Source organism: Micromonospora sp. LZ34 (assembly GCF_052981855.1).
Map to the genome: position 1 here is coordinate 217493 of NZ_JBRIQN010000002.1, position 16167 is coordinate 233659.

A 16167-nucleotide genomic window follows, 5' to 3' on the forward strand; every position below is an offset into this window, starting at 1 on the left:
AGTCGCGAACGATGGTGTCACCGTGAGCGTGGACAGGGGGGAGTGCGGGACGTGGCGCGGGTGATGGTGGTGGACGACCACCCGATGTGGCGTGAGGGGGTGGCCCGGGACCTGACCGAGGCCGGTCACCTGGTGGTGGCCACCAGTGGCGAGGGGCGGCAGGCGGTACGCGTCGCCGCGGCCGCCCGGCCCGACGTGGTGGTGCTCGACCTGCAACTGCCGGACATCTCCGGCGTCGAGGTGATCCGGGGGCTGCGCGCGGTGCTGCCCGGGGTGCGGGTGCTGATGCTCTCGGCCAGCGGCGAGGCGCAGGGCGTGCTGGACGCGGTCAAGGCCGGCGCCACCGGCTACCTGGTGAAATCCGCCGCGCCGGCCGAGTTCCTGGACGCGGTGCGCCGGACCGCCGCGGGTGAGCCGGTCTTCACCCCCGGCCTGGCCGGACTGGTGCTCGGCGAGTACCGGCGGCTGGCGGCCGAGCCGGCCGGGCCCAGCCCGGCGGGCTCCGGCACGCCGGGCCGGGACGGCGCGACGCCCCGGCTCACCGACCGGGAGACCGAGGTGCTGCGGCTGGTGGCCAAGGGGATGTCGTACAAGCAGATCGCCGAGCGGCTCGGGCTCTCCCACCGGACGGTGCAGAACCACGTGCAGAACACGCTGGGCAAGCTCCAGCTGCACAACCGGGTCGAGCTGACCCGGTACGCGATCGAGCGTGGGCTGGACGACTGAGTCAGACCGAGTGCGGCGGCCGCGTCTCGTGGATGGCCAGCTCCTCGGCGCTGGCGCCACCGCCGGCCGACCCGGCGTCGTAGGCGACCGAGTCGGTCTCCTGGTCGGTGTGCGCCCCCTCGTCCGGTTCGACCAGCCGCCCCACCGAGGCGTCGGCGACGCTGCCCAGCCGGCCGTGGTCGTAGATGGAGACCGGCGACTTCGGGTCGGAGGTCGGTCCCGGGTCGATGATGTCCGCGTCGAGCTGCGCCTGCGCCGCCTGTTCCCGGCTGTCCGCCTCGGCGGCGATGTCCGGGTCGACCGGGCCGGCCAGCGGATCGTCCACCGGACGTTCGAAGGACTCCCGCCCCAGCTTGTAGTCGAGCGACTCGCCGTCGAGCTGCTCCTCGGCCGTGGTCCCGAACCGGTCCACCGCCACCGGGTCCCGGTCCCCGGGCAGCTGCGCCGGCTCCGGACCGTCCGCCTCCCGCCCGGTCAGGACGTCGTCCTTGGCGGTGGAGTCGTCGTCGGCGGTGTCGGGCAGGCCCTCCGCCTCGGGGTCGGACACGGGGGTCGGGTACTCGTCGTCGCGCATGGCTGACCACTACCCACTCCCGGCACCCCCGTAACCGCCACCACCGGCTCCGCTGTCGGTCAACGGGTCGAAACGGGGACGCGGGGCGACGGAACGCCCGGCCGCGCCGGCCACCCCGGGCCGGCGGGCCTCAGCTGCGCACCGCAGCCTCGTCTTCGGGACGCAGGACGCACCAGACGACCTTGCCGTCGGGCAACCGACTGCTGCCCCAGCGGCGGGCCACGGTGTCGATGAGCAGCAGGCCCCGGCCGCCGGTCGAGGTCAGCGGGGCCAGCCCGGCGTACGCCGGCTGCCGCGCCGAGTGGTCCCGGACCGCCAGGTGCAGCTCGTCGTCGCGGGGGGCCAGCCGGACCGTCATCGGGGTCCGCGCGTGGGCCACCACGTTGTTGACCATCTCGGTGACCGCGATGCGGCCCGGCTCGACCAGCCCCGGCACGCCCCACCGCTGGCAACCGTCGGTGACCAGCTGCCGGGCCTGCCGCGCGGCACCGACCGTGGGCGGCAGGTCGGCGGTGAGCACCGCGGCCATCGGCGCGGCGGCCAGCGCGGCCATCGCCCCGTCCAGGGTCGGCCAGGCGGGCACCCCGGCCACCGTGCCGGACGGGTCGTGGAGCAGCAGGTCGGCGGCGGGCCAGTCGAGCACCTCCCGGCGCACCTCGGCGAAGACCTGACCGGCTACCGGCTCGGTCACCCGCAGCCCGGAGAGGTCCGCCACCACCGGGCCGGGCCGGTCGCCGAGCCGGGCGAGCAGCGCGTCGCGCACGGTGTCGACCCCGGACGGGTCCAGCACGCCGGTCACCCGGACCACGGCGGACGACTCGTCCGTCTCCACCAGGCAACGCACGTCTGTCGGCATAATCGCCCTATTGTGCATGCCCGGTGCGGACCCCGCATCCGGCCGGCCCCTCGGGTTCATCAGCGGTCCGTCCGGGTCCGTCGGGCCATCGCGGCGACCGTGCCCACCGCCGTTCCGGCGGCCGCCAGCCCGAAGGCCGCGGTCATCCGCGCCAGCTGCCGCCGCCGGCCGTGCCAGCCTCCCTCGCGTCGGGCCGTGCCGTCGGGTTCGAAGAGGTTGCCGCTGCTGTCCCCGCGGGCCGCCGGCCCGAACTGGGTGCGGTGGGCGTACCAGCCGAGCGTCCGCTCGACCAGCGCCGGGGCGAGCCGCCACTGCAGGCCGATCAGCCGGGCGGCGCCGCCGGCGTACGCCTCCCGGCGTGGCCGGCGCAGCATCCGGACGATCGTCTCGGCGACCACCTCCGGCGGGTAGACCGGGGGCGGCGGCACCAGCTCGCGGCCGGAGTGGTTGGCGGTGTGCCGGTAGAACGGGGTGTCGATGGTCGCCGGCAGCACGGTGCAGATCGAGATGTTGCCCCGGCCGGTGACCCGCAGCTCCTGGCGGACCGTGTCGGCCAGGCCGCGGATGCCGTGCTTCGTGACGTTGTAGGCGGACTGGTACGGCATCGCCACCTCGGCCAGCACCGAGGCGTTGTTGACTAGCACGCCGCCGCCGGCCGCCCCCAGGTGCGGCAGCGCGGCCCGGGTGCCGTACACCGCGCCGAGCAGGTTCACCTCCAGCACCCGGCGGAACTCCTGCACCGGGATCTCGTCGAACAGGCCCACCGCGCTGACCGCCGCGTTGTTGACCCAGCCGTCGATCCGGACGAACTCGGCGACCGCGCGGGCGGCCAACCGCTCCATCGCGGCCGGGTCGGTGACGTCGGTCGGTACGACCAGCGCCCGGCCGCCCAGGTCGCGACAGTTGCGGGCGACCTGGTGCAGGGCGGTCTCGGTGCGGGCGGCCAGCACCACGGCGGTGCCCCGGCGGGCGAGGGCGTACGCCGTCGCGGTGCCGATCCCGCTGGAGGCACCAGTGATCACCACGGTGGCGTCGGCGAGGCGGCGGGTCAGCGGCATTCCTGGCCGGTACCCCGGCTGGCAGGGGTCATGCGACCGATTTCGGTCGGATCGCCGTCGGCGGAGCCGGTCCGGCCCCCGCTGTCCGGCCACCCGAGCGGCGCGTACCGGCCGGCGGACACTTGCCGCCGCGCAACTACCCGCCGGCCTCTTCCCGATCTGCCAGGTTTCGGCTCCCGAGCCCCGGGTTAATGGGACCCTCTGACCGGAGGACCACCGCTGGAAGAAATCGCATGGAGGTGACCCATGCGCGTCGGCCTCGTCTGCGCGCACGCCGGCCCGTCCAGCCACCTCGACGGCCCGGCCGTCGGCACCCACCAGCACATCGCGCGGGTCGCTGCCGAACTGGCCACGCGCGGCCACGACGTCCGGCTGTACGAACGCCGGGACGACCCCGCGCTGCCGGAGACCGCCGACCTGCACGGCTACCGGGTCGAGCGGGTGCCGGTCGGGCCGCCCGCCGCGCTGCCCACCGGCGAACTGGTCCCGTACGTCGCCGAGTTCGGTCGCTGGCTGGCCGACCGCTGGTCGGCCGACTGGACCCCGGACGTGGTGCACGGGCACTACTGGATCGGCGGGCTGGCCGCGGCGCACGCGGTGCGGGAGACCGACATCCCGGTGGTGCAGACCTTCCACTCGCTCGGCGTCGAGCAGCTGCGCCACCTCGGCCAGCAGTACGGCGGACCGGGCGAGCGGATCCCGCTGGAGCGCGCGCTGACCCGGGCGGTGGACATCGCGGTCGCCCAGTGCAACGACGAGGTCGACGAGCTGACCCGGATGGGCCTGCAACGCACCGCGGTGGCGATGGTGCCGGCCGGGGTGGACATTGAGCAGTTCCACCCGGACGGCGAGGCCGCCCCGCGCGACCAGCGGGCCCGGATCCTCTCCGTCGGCGGGCTCTCGCCCGGCCACGGCCAGGACGACCTGATCCGGGCGATGCGGCTGGTCGGCGACGCCGAACTGGTCATCGCCGGGGGCCCGCCGGCCGAGCAGTTGGCCAACCACGCCGAGGCCCGCCGGCTGCGGGAGCTGGCCGACCGCAACGGGGTCGGCGAGCAGGTGAAGCTGGTCGGCGCGGTGCCGCACGACCAGATGGCCACCTGGTACCGCTCGGCCGACGTGGTGGCCTGCACCCCGCACTACTCCTCGGCCGGGCGGGTGTCGCTGGAGGCGATGGCCTGCGGCGTGCCGGTGGTCGGCTACGCCATGGGCGGGATCGCCGACGCGGTGGTCGACGAGGTCACCGGCCGGCTGGTGCCGCCGGGTGACGTGCGGACGCTGGGCGTGACGCTGCGCCGGCTGCTCGCCGACAACGCCGGCCGGTTCGCGTACGGGCACGCCGCGGTCGACCGGGTGCGGTGCAGCTACACCTGGGAACGGACGGCGGGCGCTCTGGAGCGGCTCTACGAGCGGGTGGTCCGCCGCCGCAAGCCGGTCGAGGCGGCCTGACGGATCCCGCCCCGGTCTCCCGGTCGTCCGGGCCGGTCAGCCGGACCGGCCGGCGCCGACCATGGCCCGCTGGCGGTCCCCGGCGACCGCGTGGTGGTGCTGCGGCTCGGCGTAGCGGGTCAGCCCGATCACCGCTACCAGGGTGACCAGGAAGCCGGTCGCGGCCAGCCACTCCCGGCCGGGCCAGATCTTGTCATTGAGCAGCAGCAGGCCGACGATCGCCGCGGGTACCGCCCCGGCCGCGTCCATCGCCGCCACCGCCGCCGTGGTGGAGCCGCGCTGCATGGCCAGGCCGAGCAGCAGTTGGCCGACCACCGAGTGCGCGATCAGCAGGTAGAGCAGCGGGTTGCCGAAGAACGCCTCGGCGGTCGGCGCGGACGCCAGCGGCCGGGCCGCCACCGCGGCGGCGGAGAACGCCAGCCCGGCCAGCGAGCCGAGCGCCACCGAACCGGGCGCGCCGTGCAGCCGCACCGCGAAGAAGCCGAGCGCCGCGATCACCCCGAGCGCCACCAGCAGGGCCACCGTGCCGGCCGTACCGAGCTGCCGGGACGGCGCCGGCCGGGCGGCGAGCACCAGCGCGGTGATCCCGCCGAAGAGCAGCACCAGCAGCACCACCTCGGCCACCGGTAGTCGCCACTTCAGCAGCAGCACGCCGAGCAGCGCGGTCACCCCGAGCCCGGCCGCCACGCTGGCCTGGACCAGGAACAGCGGCAGGTCCCGTCGGGCCAGAAAGGCCAGCACGAACCCGGCCACCTGGCAGAGCAGCCCGACCAGGTAGGTGCGGTGCCCGGCCAGCCGCAGCAGCAGGCCGGGATCGAAGGTGTGGTGCACCGTGGTGCGGGCGGCGGCGACCGACTGGAGCAGGTTGGCGATGCCGTACGCGACGATCATCGACGCGAGGAAGCACCAACCGGAGGAGGACACCTGGCGAGGATAGAGGCTGGCCGGGGTCAGTGCTCGGTTGGCCGAGCCAGCCGGGCGAGGATGTCGGCGTGCAGCGCGCCGTTGCTGGCCACCGCGCTGTTCTCGGCGTCGGTGCGGCTCGCCGGGGCCGGCGTGCCGGCCAGATCGGTGAAGGTGCCGCCCGCCTCCGTGACGATCGGCACCAGCGCGGCGATGTCCCACAGCGACAGCTCCGGCTCCACCATCACGTCCAGCGCGCCCTCGGCGAGCAGCATGTACCCGTAGAAGTCGCCGTACGCCCGGCTGCGCCAGCTGTCCCGCATGATGCCGAGCATCGCGTCCAGCCGGCCGTTGGCCGTCCAGCCGTCCAGCGACGAGTAGCAGAAGCTGGCGTCGGCGAGCCGCCGCACCCCGGAGACCCGGATCGGAGCGCCGCCGGCGGCGTCCGGTCCGGCGTACGCGCCCGCGCCGCGCGCCGCCCACCAGCGGCGGCCCAGCGCCGGGGCGGAGACCAGCCCGACGACCGGCCGGCCGGCCTCCAGCAGGGCGATCAGGGTGGCCCAGATCGGCACGCCCCGGATGTAGTTCTTGGTGCCGTCGATCGGGTCGACCACCCACCGCCGGTCGTCCGGGCCGGTCGGCGGCGCCTCGCCGTACTCCTCGCCGAGCAGGCCGTCGGCCGGGCGGTGCTCGGCGAGCAGCGCCCGGATCGCCCGCTCCACGGCGGTGTCCGCGTCGGAGACCGGGGTCAGGTCGGGCTTCGCCTCGACCCGCAGGTCGAGCGCGCGGAACCGGGCGGTGGAGACCGCGTCGGCGGCGTCCGCGAGCAGGTGGGCGAGGGCGAGGTCGTCGGCGTACCCGGTCATGTGCGCAACCTAGTCGATCCGTTGTCAGCCGGCGGCGGGCGGCTCGCCGCGGTGCTCGGGCTCGCCGCGCGGGTCGCCCTCGCCGGCCCGCGAGGCCAGCAGCCGGCGGTACGACGCCAGCCGGCGCGGGTCGGCCTTGCCCGCCGCGACCCAGGCGTCCAGCCCGCAGTCCGGCGCGTCGGCGGTGTGCGGGCAGTTGGCCGGGCAGTCCGCCGTCCCCTCCACCAGGTCGGGGAAGCCGTGCAGCAGGCTGTCGGCGGAGACGTGCGCCAGCCCGAAGCTGCGTACCCCGGGGGTGTCGATGATCCAGCCCGCGGCGCCGGACCCGCTTGGCTGGAGTTGCCGCAGGTCGCCGGCACCGCCCGGCGCCGGCGGCAGCCGCAGCGCCACCGCGCTGGTCGAGGTGTGCCGCCCCCGGCCGATCGCGCTGACCGTGCCGACCGCCCGGGCGGCCTCCGGCACCAGCCGGTTCACCAGCGTCGACTTGCCCACCCCGGAGTGCCCCACCATGACCGAGACCCGCCCGGCGAGCAGGCTGCGCAGGGCGTCGAGGTCGGAGTCCGGGCGGATCAGCACGTACGGCAGCTCCAGCTCGGCGTAGTAGCCGAGCACCGCGTCCGGGCCGGCCAGGTCGGCCTTGGTCAGGCAGAGCAGCGGCTCGATGTCGGCGTCGTACGCGGCCACCAGGCAGCGGTCGATGAACCCGGTGCGCGGCGGCGGGTCGGCCAGCGCGCTGACGATCACCAGCTGGTCGGCGTTGGCCACCACCACCCGTTCCAGCCGCCCCTCGGCGGTGGTCGCGTCGTCCTCCGCGGTGCGCCGCAGCACCGAGCGGCGCTCGGTGATCCGGACGATCCGGGCCAGCGCGCCGGCCGTGCCGGAGGTGTCCCCGACCAGGCTGACCCGGTCGCCGACCACCACCGACTTGCGGCCCAGCTCGCGGGCCCGCATGGCGGTCACCGGGTGCGCGTCGGCGCCGGTGTCCGGCAGCAGCACGCAGGTGTAGCGGCCCCGGTCGACGGCGATGACGAAGCCGTCCACCGCGTCGGCGTGCCGGGGCCGGGTGCGGGTACGCGGGCGCGAGGACTTCCCGGGCCGGACCCGTACGTCGTCCTCGTCGTACTCCCGCCGCCTGGTCGCCAGGACCCGTCCCCTCTACGCGTCAGCTCTTGCCGGTCACCATTGCTGACCATAGTGCCGGGAACTCGGGCATCGTCTTCGAGGTACACGCGACGTCGTCCACCTCGATGCCCGGCACGGCGAGCCCGGCGACCGCGGCGGCGTGTGCCATCCGGTGGTCGGCGTAGGTGCGGAACGTCCCTCCGCGCAGCGGGCGCGGCCGGATCTCCAGCCCGTCCCGGGACTCGGTGAGGTCGGCGCCGAGCGCGGCGAACTCCCGCGCCAGCGCGGCGATCCGGTCGGTCTCGTGACCGCGGATGTGCGCCACCCCGGTGAACCGGGACGGCGAGTCGGCCAGCATCGCCAGCGCGGTCAGCGCCGGGGTCAGCTCGCTGACGTCGGAGAGGTCGGCCTCGATGCCGTGCACCGTGCCGGTGCCGCGCACGGTCAGCCCAGTGGTGGAGAGGGTCACCTCGCCACCCATCCGGTGCAGCAGCGAGCGGAGCTGCTCGACCGGCTGGGCGCTGCTGCGCGGCCAGCCCTGCAGGGTCACCTCGCCGCCGGTGACCAGGGCGGCGGCGAAGAACGGCACCGCGCCGGAGAGATCCGGCTCGATCGTCCAGCCGCGCCCGGTGAGCGGGCCCGGCTCGACCGCCCAGACGTCGGGGGTGGCGTCGTCCACCGCCGCGCCGGCGGCGCGCAGCATCTGCACCGTCATCCGCAGGTGCGGCGCGGAGGGCACCGGCGGGCCGACGTGCCGGACCACCACGCCCCGGTCGAAGCGCGGGGCGGCCAGCAGCAGCCCGGAGACCAGCTGGCTGGAGGCGGAGGCGTCGATGACGACCTCGCCACCGGTGACCCGGCCGGCGCCGAGCACGGTCAGCGGCAGGCTGCCGGTGGGCGGGGTGTCGATCCGTACCCCGAGCGAGCGCAGCGCGCCGATCAGCGGGCCGAGCGGACGGATCCGGGCCTGCGGGTCGCCGTCGAAGGTGATCCGCCCGTCGGCCAGCCCGGCCACCGGCGGGACGAAGCGCATCACCGTGCCGGCCAGGCCGACGTCGACGTGCGCCGGGCCGACCAGCCGGTGCGGCCGCACCAGCCAGCGGTCGTCGTCGCTGATCGACATGTGCGCGCCCATCGCGCGCAGCCCGGCGGCCATCAGCTCGGTGTCCCGGGCCCGCAGCGGCCCGGCCAGCGTCGACGGCCCGCTGGCCAGCGCGCTGAGCACCAGGGCGCGGGCGGTCATCGACTTGGAGCCGGGCAGGCGCACGCTGGCCGCGACCGGGTCGGAGGCGGTCGGTGCGGTCCACGGCTGCGGCGGCCGGGTCGCGGTCAGGTTCCCCACGGTTACATTCTGCCGTGTCGGGCGGTCGGCGGCGCCGGCCGACCCGGGAGCTCCCGGTTGGCGGGACAGCCGACCGGCGGCCGGCAGGTTAGCGTGTGCGACATGTGCGGGAGGTACGCGACGACCCGGAGCGCGGGCGACCTGAGCGCGCTGTTCGAGTCGTACGACGACACCGACGGCCGGCTCGCGCCCGACCACAACGTGGCGCCGACCGACCCGGTGCCGCTGGTCCGGGTCACCCCGGAGGGCCACCGCGCGCTGTCGGTCGGCCGGTGGGGCCTGGTGCCGCCCTGGTCCCGGTCGCCGGCCGGGGCCGCCCGCATGATCAACGCCCGGTCCGAGACGGTCGCCACCAGCCGGGCGTACGCCGGCGCCTTCGCCCGCCGCCGCTGCCTCGTGCCCGCCGACGGCTGGTACGAGTGGGTCCGCGCGGCGGGCGGCGGGAAGCAGGCCTACTACATGACCCCGCTCGACGGCTCGGTGCTCGCCTTCGCCGGCATCTGGTCGGTCTGGGACGGGCCCTCCGGGCCGCTGCTGACCTGCAGTGTGCTGACTACCGCCGCGCTCGGCGAGCTGGCCGAGGTGCACGAGCGGATGCCGCTGCTGCTGCCCCGGGAGCGCTGGGCGGGGTGGCTGGCCCCGGGCGGCGAGCCGGACGCGCTGCTCACCCCGCCCCCGCTGGACTGGCTCGGCGGGCTGGAGATCCGGCCGGTGGGGCCGGCGGTCGGCGACGTCCGTAACGACGGTTCGGAGCTGACCGCCCGGGTGCCGGTGGCGCGGGCCGCCGAGCCGGAGGAATTGACACTGTTCTGACGCGTCGTCACCGACATTGTCGCCGACTGATTTGCCAGTGTTGCGGGTGAAACGTCGCCCGAATATTCGGCCGACTTCACGGCAGAGTCTTGTCCCCGTGTCCGGAAGTGCGATACAACACAGCGCCGGTGGTGGGTGTCGATCCGCACGGGGTGGACGACGCCCATCGATCTTGCCGGTCCCACGGGGGAGGTGGGTGGATGACACGGGCACGTATGCCCCGCCCGCACGAGGTGGCCGCCGCACGACGAGATCCGCGACTGCTGCGGGCGTTGCGGGAGCGGCGACAGGACGACGCATGGCGGACCAGAGGGACCTGCCAGAGCGTCGATCCGGAAACGTTCTTTCCGGCGCCGAACGAGCCGGCGGACGCCGCGATCGCGCTCTGCCGCAGTTGCGACGTCCAGGGCTCCTGCCTGGCTTGGGCGCTGGAGGTGGGTGACTGCCACGGGGTGTGGGGCGGCACCACCCCGCGCGAACGCCGGGCCATGCTGGTCGCCTGGCGCTCGGAGGTGCAGCCGGATCCGGACGCCGCCGACGAGGCCGGGCCGCCGGTGCGGGACCGCCTGCTCACCCTGGTGCCGCTGAGCTGACCGCCGACTGAGTCGACCGTGACTGGCCCGTGAACCACGGGCCGGTCGCTCGTCGTACCGCCGGGCGGGTCGGGCGGGAGTCCGCGGCCCGGCGGCGGCGCGGGGCGCAGAATGGGCCGGTGCCGACGAGCGACGAGATCGCCACCCCACGGGGCCCGGCCCGGGTGGACACCGACCTGCCCGCCGGGCCGCCGGCCGCCCTGCTGGTGCTCGGGCACGGTGCCGGCGGCGGGGTCGACGCGCCGGACCTGCTGGCGCTCCGCGACGCGGCGGTCGGCGCCGGGCTGGTGGTGTCCCGGGTGACGCAGCCCTACCGGGTCGCCGGCCGGCGCGCGCCGGCCCCGGCCGGCCACCTCGACGAGGCGTGGACCGCGGTGCTGGCCGCGCTGCGCGAGCGGCATCCCGACGTACCGCTGCTGGTGGGCGGCCGGTCCAGCGGCGCGCGGGTGGCCTGCCGCACCGCGCGGGCGGCGGCCGCCGCCGGCGTGGTGGCGCTGGCGTTCCCGCTGCATCCGCCCGGGCGGCCGGAGCGGTCCCGGGCGGCCGAGTTGGCGACCGGCCTGCCGACGCTGGTCGTCAACGGCGACCGCGACCCGTTCGGGGTGCCCGGGCCGGGGCCGGCGGTGCGGGTGGTGACCCGCCCGGGGGAGCGGCACGACCTGCGCGGCGATCCGGCCGGCACGGCCGCGGTGGTGCTCGACTGGCTGCGCGAGCGGGGCTGGGCGCGGGCCTGACCGGGCCCGACCCGGCGCGCCGGACGGGCCGTTTCCGGCGGCGGCGGCGGGTCGTTGCACCGGTTGGTGCCGTTCGCCCGGTTCGGGCGGCGGCACCGGTCCTCCCAGGCCCTTCCTGGTCCCAGCGCCGGCCCCTGGCCGGGGCCGGGGCCAGGAACGGGGACCGGAGTCGGAATGATCCGGCCGGCGGTTCGCGTTGCACCCCCCGGACGACATTTCTGGCGAGAGGGGTGACCGGTGCCGACCGAGACACGGGCCCGGGAGCGGGACGAGCGGGACGCACGGCGGCTGCGGCAACTGCTGGGCGGCCCGGACTGGCACGCGGCGGTGCCGCCGGCCGGTTCGACGGTGGTGAGCACCGGCACACCCGACGGAAGTGAATCTGCCGGCACCTCCGTGCGCGTATCCTCGGCGGGTAAGCATCCGACGCGAGGGGATGTGCGGTTGACCACCGAGAAGACGGACGAGCGCAGGGCCCGCTTCGAGCGGGACGCGATGCCCTTCGTCGATCAGCTCTACGCTGCCGGACTGCGGATGACCCGCAATCCGGCGGATGCCGAGGACCTGGTCCAGGAGACCTACCTGAAGGCGTACGCCGCCTTCCACCAGTTCGAGCAGGGCACCAACCTGAAGGCCTGGCTCTACCGGATCCTGACCAACACCTACATCAACTCCTACCGCCGCCGGCAGCGCCAGCCGATCCAGGCGCCGACCGACGAGATCACCGACTGGCAGCTGGCCGAGGCCGAGTCGCACACCTCCAGCGGGTTGCGCTCGGCGGAGACCGAGGCGCTGGACCGGCTGCCGGACAGCGACGTCAAGGAAGCCCTCCAGCAGCTGCCGGAGGAGTTCCGCCTGGCGGTCTACCTCACCGACGTCGAGGGCTTCTCCTACAAGGAGGTCGCCGACATCATGGGCACGCCGATCGGCACGGTGATGTCGCGGTTGCACCGCGGCCGTCGTAATCTGCGCAAGCTGCTCGAGCAGTACGCGGCCGAGCGGGGTTTCAGCTCCGCCTCGTCGTCGAAGGGCTCGACCGCTGCCGCCGGCCGGGAGGTGTGACGTGAGCTGTGGAGAGCCGCACGAGACGGACTGCCGTGAGGTGCTCGAGGAGGTCTACCTCTACCTCGACCTCGAGTGCGCCGAGGAGCGGCGCACGCTGATCCGGTACCACCTCGACGAGTGTGGCCCCTGCCTGCGCGAGTACGGCATCGAGCAGGAGGTCAAGGCGCTGGTCGCCCGCTGCTGCGGCAACGAGACCGCGCCCGACCAGCTGCGCGAGCGGCTCCGGGTGCGCATCGCCGAGCTGGTGGTCTTCGAGAGCAGCGAGTCGCGGGAGCTGGCCGACTGAGCGCGGCCCGACGACGTAACACCGGTGGCCCGGGTCGAGACCGACCCGGGCCACCGGTGTCTCCGGCGCCAGGGCCGGGGCGGTGCCACGCCGGACGTCGTCCGGCACGCCGCCTCAGGAGTTGGGGCGCTTGCCGTGGTTCGCGCCGCTCTTCTTGCGGGCCTTCTTCTTGCGGGCCTTCTTCGCCATGGTGACCTCCTCGTGATGGGCCGGATCCGCCTGCGCATGACCTCGGCGCCGGTGCGCGCACCGGTCCGCCCGGCGCCGGGTCCGACCTGCTGATGCTAGTGCGGCGGGTGCCCGCCGCCGTCGCCGGGCCGGAAGCGGCGGGCACCCGCCGCCGCCGGGCCGGCGCCGATCCGGAGTGGACCGCGGGTGGGTGCCGGCCGCTCCCGCCCGCCGGCGCCCCGCCGCATGATTGGATACGTCGGCAGGTAACCGCGAGAGGGAGGGCCGGGCAGATGGCCGAGGAGATCCGCGCCGAGATGGTGGCGAACGTCTGGAAGGTCGTCGCGTCGGCCGGGGACACCGTGTCCGAGGGGGACACCCTGGTGATCCTGGAGTCGATGAAGATGGAGATCCCGGTCGTGGCCGAGTCCGACGGCGTCGTCCGCCAGCTCGCCGTGAACGAGGGTGACGTGGTGCAGGACGGCGACCTGATCGCGGTGATCGATTGACCGGCCTGCTGGTCCGCCGGGCCACCCCGGCCGACTTCGCGGCGGTGGCCCGGCTGACGGTGGCCGCGTACGAGGCCGACGGGCAGCTCAAGGGCGAGCACGGCTACGCCGCCACGCTCGCCGACGTGGCGACCCGGGCGGAGCACGGGGAGGTGCTGGTCGCCGTCGACGAGGCCACCGGGGAGGTACTCGGCTCGGTGACCTTCGTGCTGCCCGGCACCCCGTACGCCGAGCTCTCCGCCGCCGGTGAGGCGGAGTTCCGGATGCTGGCCGTGGACCCGGCCGCCCAGGGCCGGGGCGTGGGGGCCGCCCTGGTCGACGCCTGCGTGGCGCGCGCCACCGAGCTGGGCTGCACGGCGCTGGTCATCTGTGTCCGCAGCGGCTTCGCCACCGCGGCCCACCGCCTCTACCAGCGCCGCGGCTTCGTCCGCACCCCGGAGCTGGACTGGTCGCCGGTGGCCGGCGTGGAGCTGCACGGCCTGCGCCTCGATCTCACCCCAGCCGGCTGATCGGGCCCGACCGCCCGGCGGGTGCGTCGGGGGTACCGGCCGCGGCCACCGGGTGGGTCCGGACTACCGGCCGATCGAGGCGAGCAGCTCGTCGGCCACCTTGAGCGCGATCCGGCGCCGCTCCTCGTCGCTGATGCCCGGGGTCCGGACGGCGAACCAGCTGCTGTGGACGGCGAAGAGCGACAGCGCCGCGCGCAGTTGGGCCTCCGGTGAGTCGTCACCCCGGAAGAGCGCCTCGGCCAGCTTCAGCATCCGGCCGCGCATCTGCTGCCCGGCGGAGAGGCTCTTCAGCACGGTCTGGTTCTGCTCGAAGAAGCGCATCACCGAGGGCTGTTCGCTGGCGAACATCGCGTCGGCGTAGCGGGCGATCAGGGTGCGCCGGGTCTCCACCGTGGCGGGCTGCGCCTCGGCCCAGGAGATGAGAGCGTCGATCTGCTCCAGCCGGTCCTCGACGAAGCTGGTGACGATCTCGTCCTTGCTCTTGAAGTGGTAGTAGAGCGCCGCCTTGGTCACGTTGAGCCGCTCGGCGATCTCCCGGAGCGAGGTCTTCTCGTACCCCTGCTCGGTGAAGAGCTCCAGCGCGACGGCCTTGATCCGCTCCCGCGTGCCGCCTGTGCTCTCCCTCACCCAGACACCCCAATCCGCTTGACCCGGCTCTCGTACCCAACTTACCGTGCGGCTAGTAAGGAAACTAGCCGGGCGGCAAGTAAGTGCGCAACTTCTCGGGGGGAGCTTACCCATGACTCAGGCAGCCCAGGCCGTGCCGCGACCCAACGTGCGGGTCGTGCTCTTCGGCCTGATGATCGCCATGATGCTGGCGATGCTCGACAACATGATCGTCAGCACCGCGTTGCCGCGGATCGTCGGCGAATTCGGCGGGCTGGACCACTTCACCTGGGTGGTCACCGCGTACGTGCTGGGCACCACCGTCTCCACCCCGATCTGGGGCAAGCTCGGTGACCTCTACGGCCGCAAGTCGGTCTTCCTCACCTCCGTGGTGATCTTCCTGGTCGGCTCGGCGCTCTGCGGCATGGCCGGCTCCGACCTCCTCGGCGGCCCGGGCGACGGCATGGTCGAGCTGATCGCCTTCCGGGCGGTCCAGGGCCTCGGGGCGGGCGGCCTGATGGTCGGCGTGATGGCGATCATCGGCGACCTGGTGCCACCCCGGGAGCGGGGCCGCTACCAGGGCATGATCGCCGGCATCATGGCCATCGCCATGGTGGCCGGCCCGCTGGTCGGCGGCTTCATCACCGACCACCTCTCCTGGCGCTGGGCGTTCTACGTGAACCTGCCGCTGGGCGGCGTCGCGCTGCTGGTCCTCGCCACCACCATGCACCTGCCGAAGTACCGCACCGAGCACCGGATCGACTGGCTCGGCGCCGGGCTGCTGTCGGTCGGCATCACCGCGATCGTGCTCATCACCACCTGGGGCGGCAACTCCTACGACTGGGTCTCGCCGCAGATCCTCGGCCTGGCCGCACTCGCCCTGGTCGCGCTGGCCGTCTTCGGCCTGGTCGAGCGGCGGGCGGCCGAGCCGATCCTGCCGCTCGGGCTCTTCGCCAACCGCAACTTCGCGCTGATCTCGGTGATCGGCTTCCTGCTCGGCTTCGCGATGTTCGGCGCGATGAACTTCCTGCCGCTGTACCAGCAGACCGTGCAGGGTGCCTCGGCGACCAACTCCGGGCTGCTGCTGCTCCCGCTGATGTTCGGCATGCTGGTGGTCTCGCTGCTGATCGGCCGGGCGATCACCAGGACCGGACGCTACCGGATCTACCCGATCGTCGGCGGTGTGGTGATGACCGCGGGCATGGCGCTGCTGACCCTGCTCGACGTGCGCACCGGCAAGGTGGAGTCCTCGCTCTACATGGTCGTGCTCGGCGTCGGCATGGGCTTCCTCATGCAGACCTCGATGCTCATCGCGCAGAACAGCGTGGAGCAGAAGGACCTGGGCGCGGCCAGCGGCGCGGCCACCTTCTTCCGCTCGATCGGCGGCTCGTTCGGCATCTCGCTGTTCGGCGCGATCTTCGCCAACCGGCTGGCCGACTCCGCGGCCGGCGGGGCGTTCACCGGCGGTGGCGAGGCCGGCGCCGGGATGGACCTGGCGAAGCTCAGGGAGTTGCCGGCACAGGCCCGGGAGGCGGTGCTCGGCGGCCTCGCCGACGCCATCTCGCACGTCTTCTGGTGGGCGGTGCTGTTCACCGTGGCGGTGCCGGTGCTGGCCTGGTTCATCAAGGAGATCCCGCTGCGGACGGCCAACGACGCCCCGGCACCCCAGGGCGCCGGCGACGACCAGGCCGAGACCGCCCTCGGCAAGGCCCCGGTCGCCTGACCCCGGGCTACCTCCGCGCCGCGCCGGGCCAGTCCCGGCGCGGCGCCCTCCTTTCCACCCCGCCCCTACCGTTGCCGTCATCTCGTGGGCGGCGGGTGCCGCGACTGTCCGTCGTCGTCCGGCTGGCCGCCCGCCGGCCGCTCGGATGGCTGTTCCAGCGGCCCCCGGGGTGACGTAGATATCAACGAATCTATTTATGGCCCGGTACAGCCCGAATTGACACTGGCTAATGCGATAGCGCGGCGTTGGCAGGGCACACGACATC

General features: G+C 74.5%; 18 protein-coding genes and 1 pseudogene. 10 read left to right on the top strand and 9 right to left on the bottom strand.

The genetic code is table 11. The features are described 5' to 3' along the window. Nucleotides 1-63: 63 nt before the first annotated feature. Nucleotides 64-726, top strand: coding sequence for a response regulator (locus tag ACVCAH_RS03335; RefSeq protein ID WP_447134713.1), 663 nt, complete (start codon nt 64-66; stop codon nt 724-726). 1 nt (nt 727) lies between these two features. On the opposite strand, the gene ACVCAH_RS03340 is transcribed toward ACVCAH_RS03335, so the two are convergent. From ACVCAH_RS03340 to ACVCAH_RS03350, 3 genes are all read right to left on the bottom strand, one after another. Beyond that, on the bottom strand, nt 728-1300 hold the full coding sequence (locus ACVCAH_RS03340) for a DUF5709 domain-containing protein (RefSeq protein ID WP_447134544.1): 573 nt from the start codon (nt 1298-1300) through the stop codon (nt 728-730). 130 nt (nt 1301-1430) lie between these two features. Continuing rightward, nucleotides 1431-2156 carry an ATP-binding protein gene (locus ACVCAH_RS03345; protein WP_447134545.1) on the bottom strand — a complete coding sequence of 242 codons (726 nt, stop codon included), beginning with the start codon at nt 2154-2156 and terminating at the stop codon, nt 1431-1433. A 59-nt stretch (nt 2157-2215) separates the two neighbouring features. Further along, nucleotides 2216-3214, bottom strand: coding sequence for an SDR family oxidoreductase (locus tag ACVCAH_RS03350; protein ID WP_447134546.1), 999 nt, complete (start codon nt 3212-3214; stop codon nt 2216-2218). 246 nt (nt 3215-3460) lie between these two features. On the opposite strand from ACVCAH_RS03350, the gene ACVCAH_RS03355 reads away from it, so the two are divergent. Beyond that, nucleotides 3461-4663, top strand: coding sequence for a glycosyltransferase (locus tag ACVCAH_RS03355; protein WP_447134547.1), 1203 nt, complete (start codon nt 3461-3463; stop codon nt 4661-4663). Here ACVCAH_RS03355 and ACVCAH_RS03360 read toward each other — a convergent pair. The 4 genes and pseudogenes from ACVCAH_RS03360 to aroA all read right to left on the bottom strand — a co-directional run bounded on the left by ACVCAH_RS03360 (nt 4618) and on the right by aroA (nt 8896). Further along, a pseudogene (locus ACVCAH_RS03360) lies at nt 4618-5554 on the bottom strand (hypothetical protein). The gene ACVCAH_RS03355 and the pseudogene ACVCAH_RS03360 overlap by 46 nt on opposite strands. 59 nt (nt 5555-5613) lie before the next feature. Beyond that, a complete protein-coding gene (hisN, locus tag ACVCAH_RS03365; RefSeq protein ID WP_447134548.1) occupies nt 5614-6432 on the bottom strand; it encodes a histidinol-phosphatase in 819 nt (272 codons plus the stop codon). 24 nt (nt 6433-6456) lie between these two features. Further along, entirely contained in the window at nt 6457-7425 is a 969-nt protein-coding gene (gene rsgA / locus ACVCAH_RS03370; RefSeq protein ID WP_447134714.1) for a ribosome small subunit-dependent GTPase A, read from the bottom strand. A 169-nt stretch (nt 7426-7594) separates the two neighbouring features. Further along, nucleotides 7595-8896: a 3-phosphoshikimate 1-carboxyvinyltransferase gene (gene aroA / locus ACVCAH_RS03375; RefSeq protein ID WP_447134549.1), complete on the bottom strand. Its 1302-nt coding sequence runs from the start codon at nt 8894-8896 to the stop codon at nt 7595-7597. 102 nt (nt 8897-8998) lie between these two features. On the opposite strand from aroA, the gene ACVCAH_RS03380 reads away from it, so the two are divergent. The 5 genes from ACVCAH_RS03380 to rsrA all read left to right on the top strand — a co-directional run bounded on the left by ACVCAH_RS03380 (nt 8999) and on the right by rsrA (nt 12387). After that, nucleotides 8999-9709, top strand: a complete 711-nt coding sequence (locus ACVCAH_RS03380; protein WP_447134550.1) for an SOS response-associated peptidase — start codon at nt 8999-9001, stop codon at nt 9707-9709. Nucleotides 9710-9909: 200 nt separating this feature from the next. Further along, the gene (locus ACVCAH_RS03385; protein ID WP_447134551.1) at nt 9910-10302 is read left to right on the top strand and encodes a WhiB family transcriptional regulator; all 393 of its coding nucleotides are present in this window, start codon (nt 9910-9912) and stop codon (nt 10300-10302) included. 119 nt (nt 10303-10421) lie between these two features. Continuing rightward, nucleotides 10422-11036, top strand: a complete 615-nt coding sequence (locus ACVCAH_RS03390) for an alpha/beta hydrolase family protein (protein WP_447134552.1) — start codon at nt 10422-10424, stop codon at nt 11034-11036. 237 nt (nt 11037-11273) lie between these two features. Beyond that, entirely contained in the window at nt 11274-12098 is an 825-nt protein-coding gene (locus ACVCAH_RS03395; RefSeq protein ID WP_447134553.1) for a sigma-70 family RNA polymerase sigma factor, read from the top strand. Nucleotide 12099: 1 nt separating this feature from the next. Then, nucleotides 12100-12387: a mycothiol system anti-sigma-R factor gene (rsrA, locus tag ACVCAH_RS03400; protein ID WP_447134554.1), complete on the top strand. Its 288-nt coding sequence runs from the start codon at nt 12100-12102 to the stop codon at nt 12385-12387. Between the two features lie 114 nt (nt 12388-12501). On the opposite strand, the gene ACVCAH_RS03405 is transcribed toward rsrA, so the two are convergent. Next, nucleotides 12502-12576, bottom strand: a complete 75-nt coding sequence (locus ACVCAH_RS03405) for a 50S ribosomal protein bL37 (RefSeq protein WP_369700219.1) — start codon at nt 12574-12576, stop codon at nt 12502-12504. A gap of 272 nt (nt 12577-12848) precedes the next feature. Between ACVCAH_RS03405 and ACVCAH_RS03410 the strand changes: the two genes are divergently transcribed. Together ACVCAH_RS03410 and ACVCAH_RS03415 are read left to right on the top strand one after the other, a co-directional pair. Continuing rightward, nucleotides 12849-13064, top strand: coding sequence for a biotin/lipoyl-binding carrier protein (locus ACVCAH_RS03410; protein WP_088992101.1), 216 nt, complete (start codon nt 12849-12851; stop codon nt 13062-13064). Then, a complete protein-coding gene (locus tag ACVCAH_RS03415) occupies nt 13061-13573 on the top strand; it encodes a GNAT family N-acetyltransferase (protein WP_447134555.1) in 513 nt (170 codons plus the stop codon). Before ACVCAH_RS03410 ends, ACVCAH_RS03415 begins: the two co-directional genes overlap by 4 nt. A 63-nt stretch (nt 13574-13636) precedes the next feature. On the opposite strand, the gene ACVCAH_RS03420 is transcribed toward ACVCAH_RS03415, so the two are convergent. Then, the gene (locus tag ACVCAH_RS03420; protein ID WP_447134556.1) at nt 13637-14200 is read right to left on the bottom strand and encodes a TetR/AcrR family transcriptional regulator; all 564 of its coding nucleotides are present in this window, start codon (nt 14198-14200) and stop codon (nt 13637-13639) included. A gap of 112 nt (nt 14201-14312) precedes the next feature. Between ACVCAH_RS03420 and ACVCAH_RS03425 the strand changes: the two genes are divergently transcribed. Continuing rightward, nucleotides 14313-15902, top strand: coding sequence for an MDR family MFS transporter (locus ACVCAH_RS03425; protein WP_447134557.1), 1590 nt, complete (start codon nt 14313-14315; stop codon nt 15900-15902). Nucleotides 15903-16167: the final 265 nt, after the last annotated feature.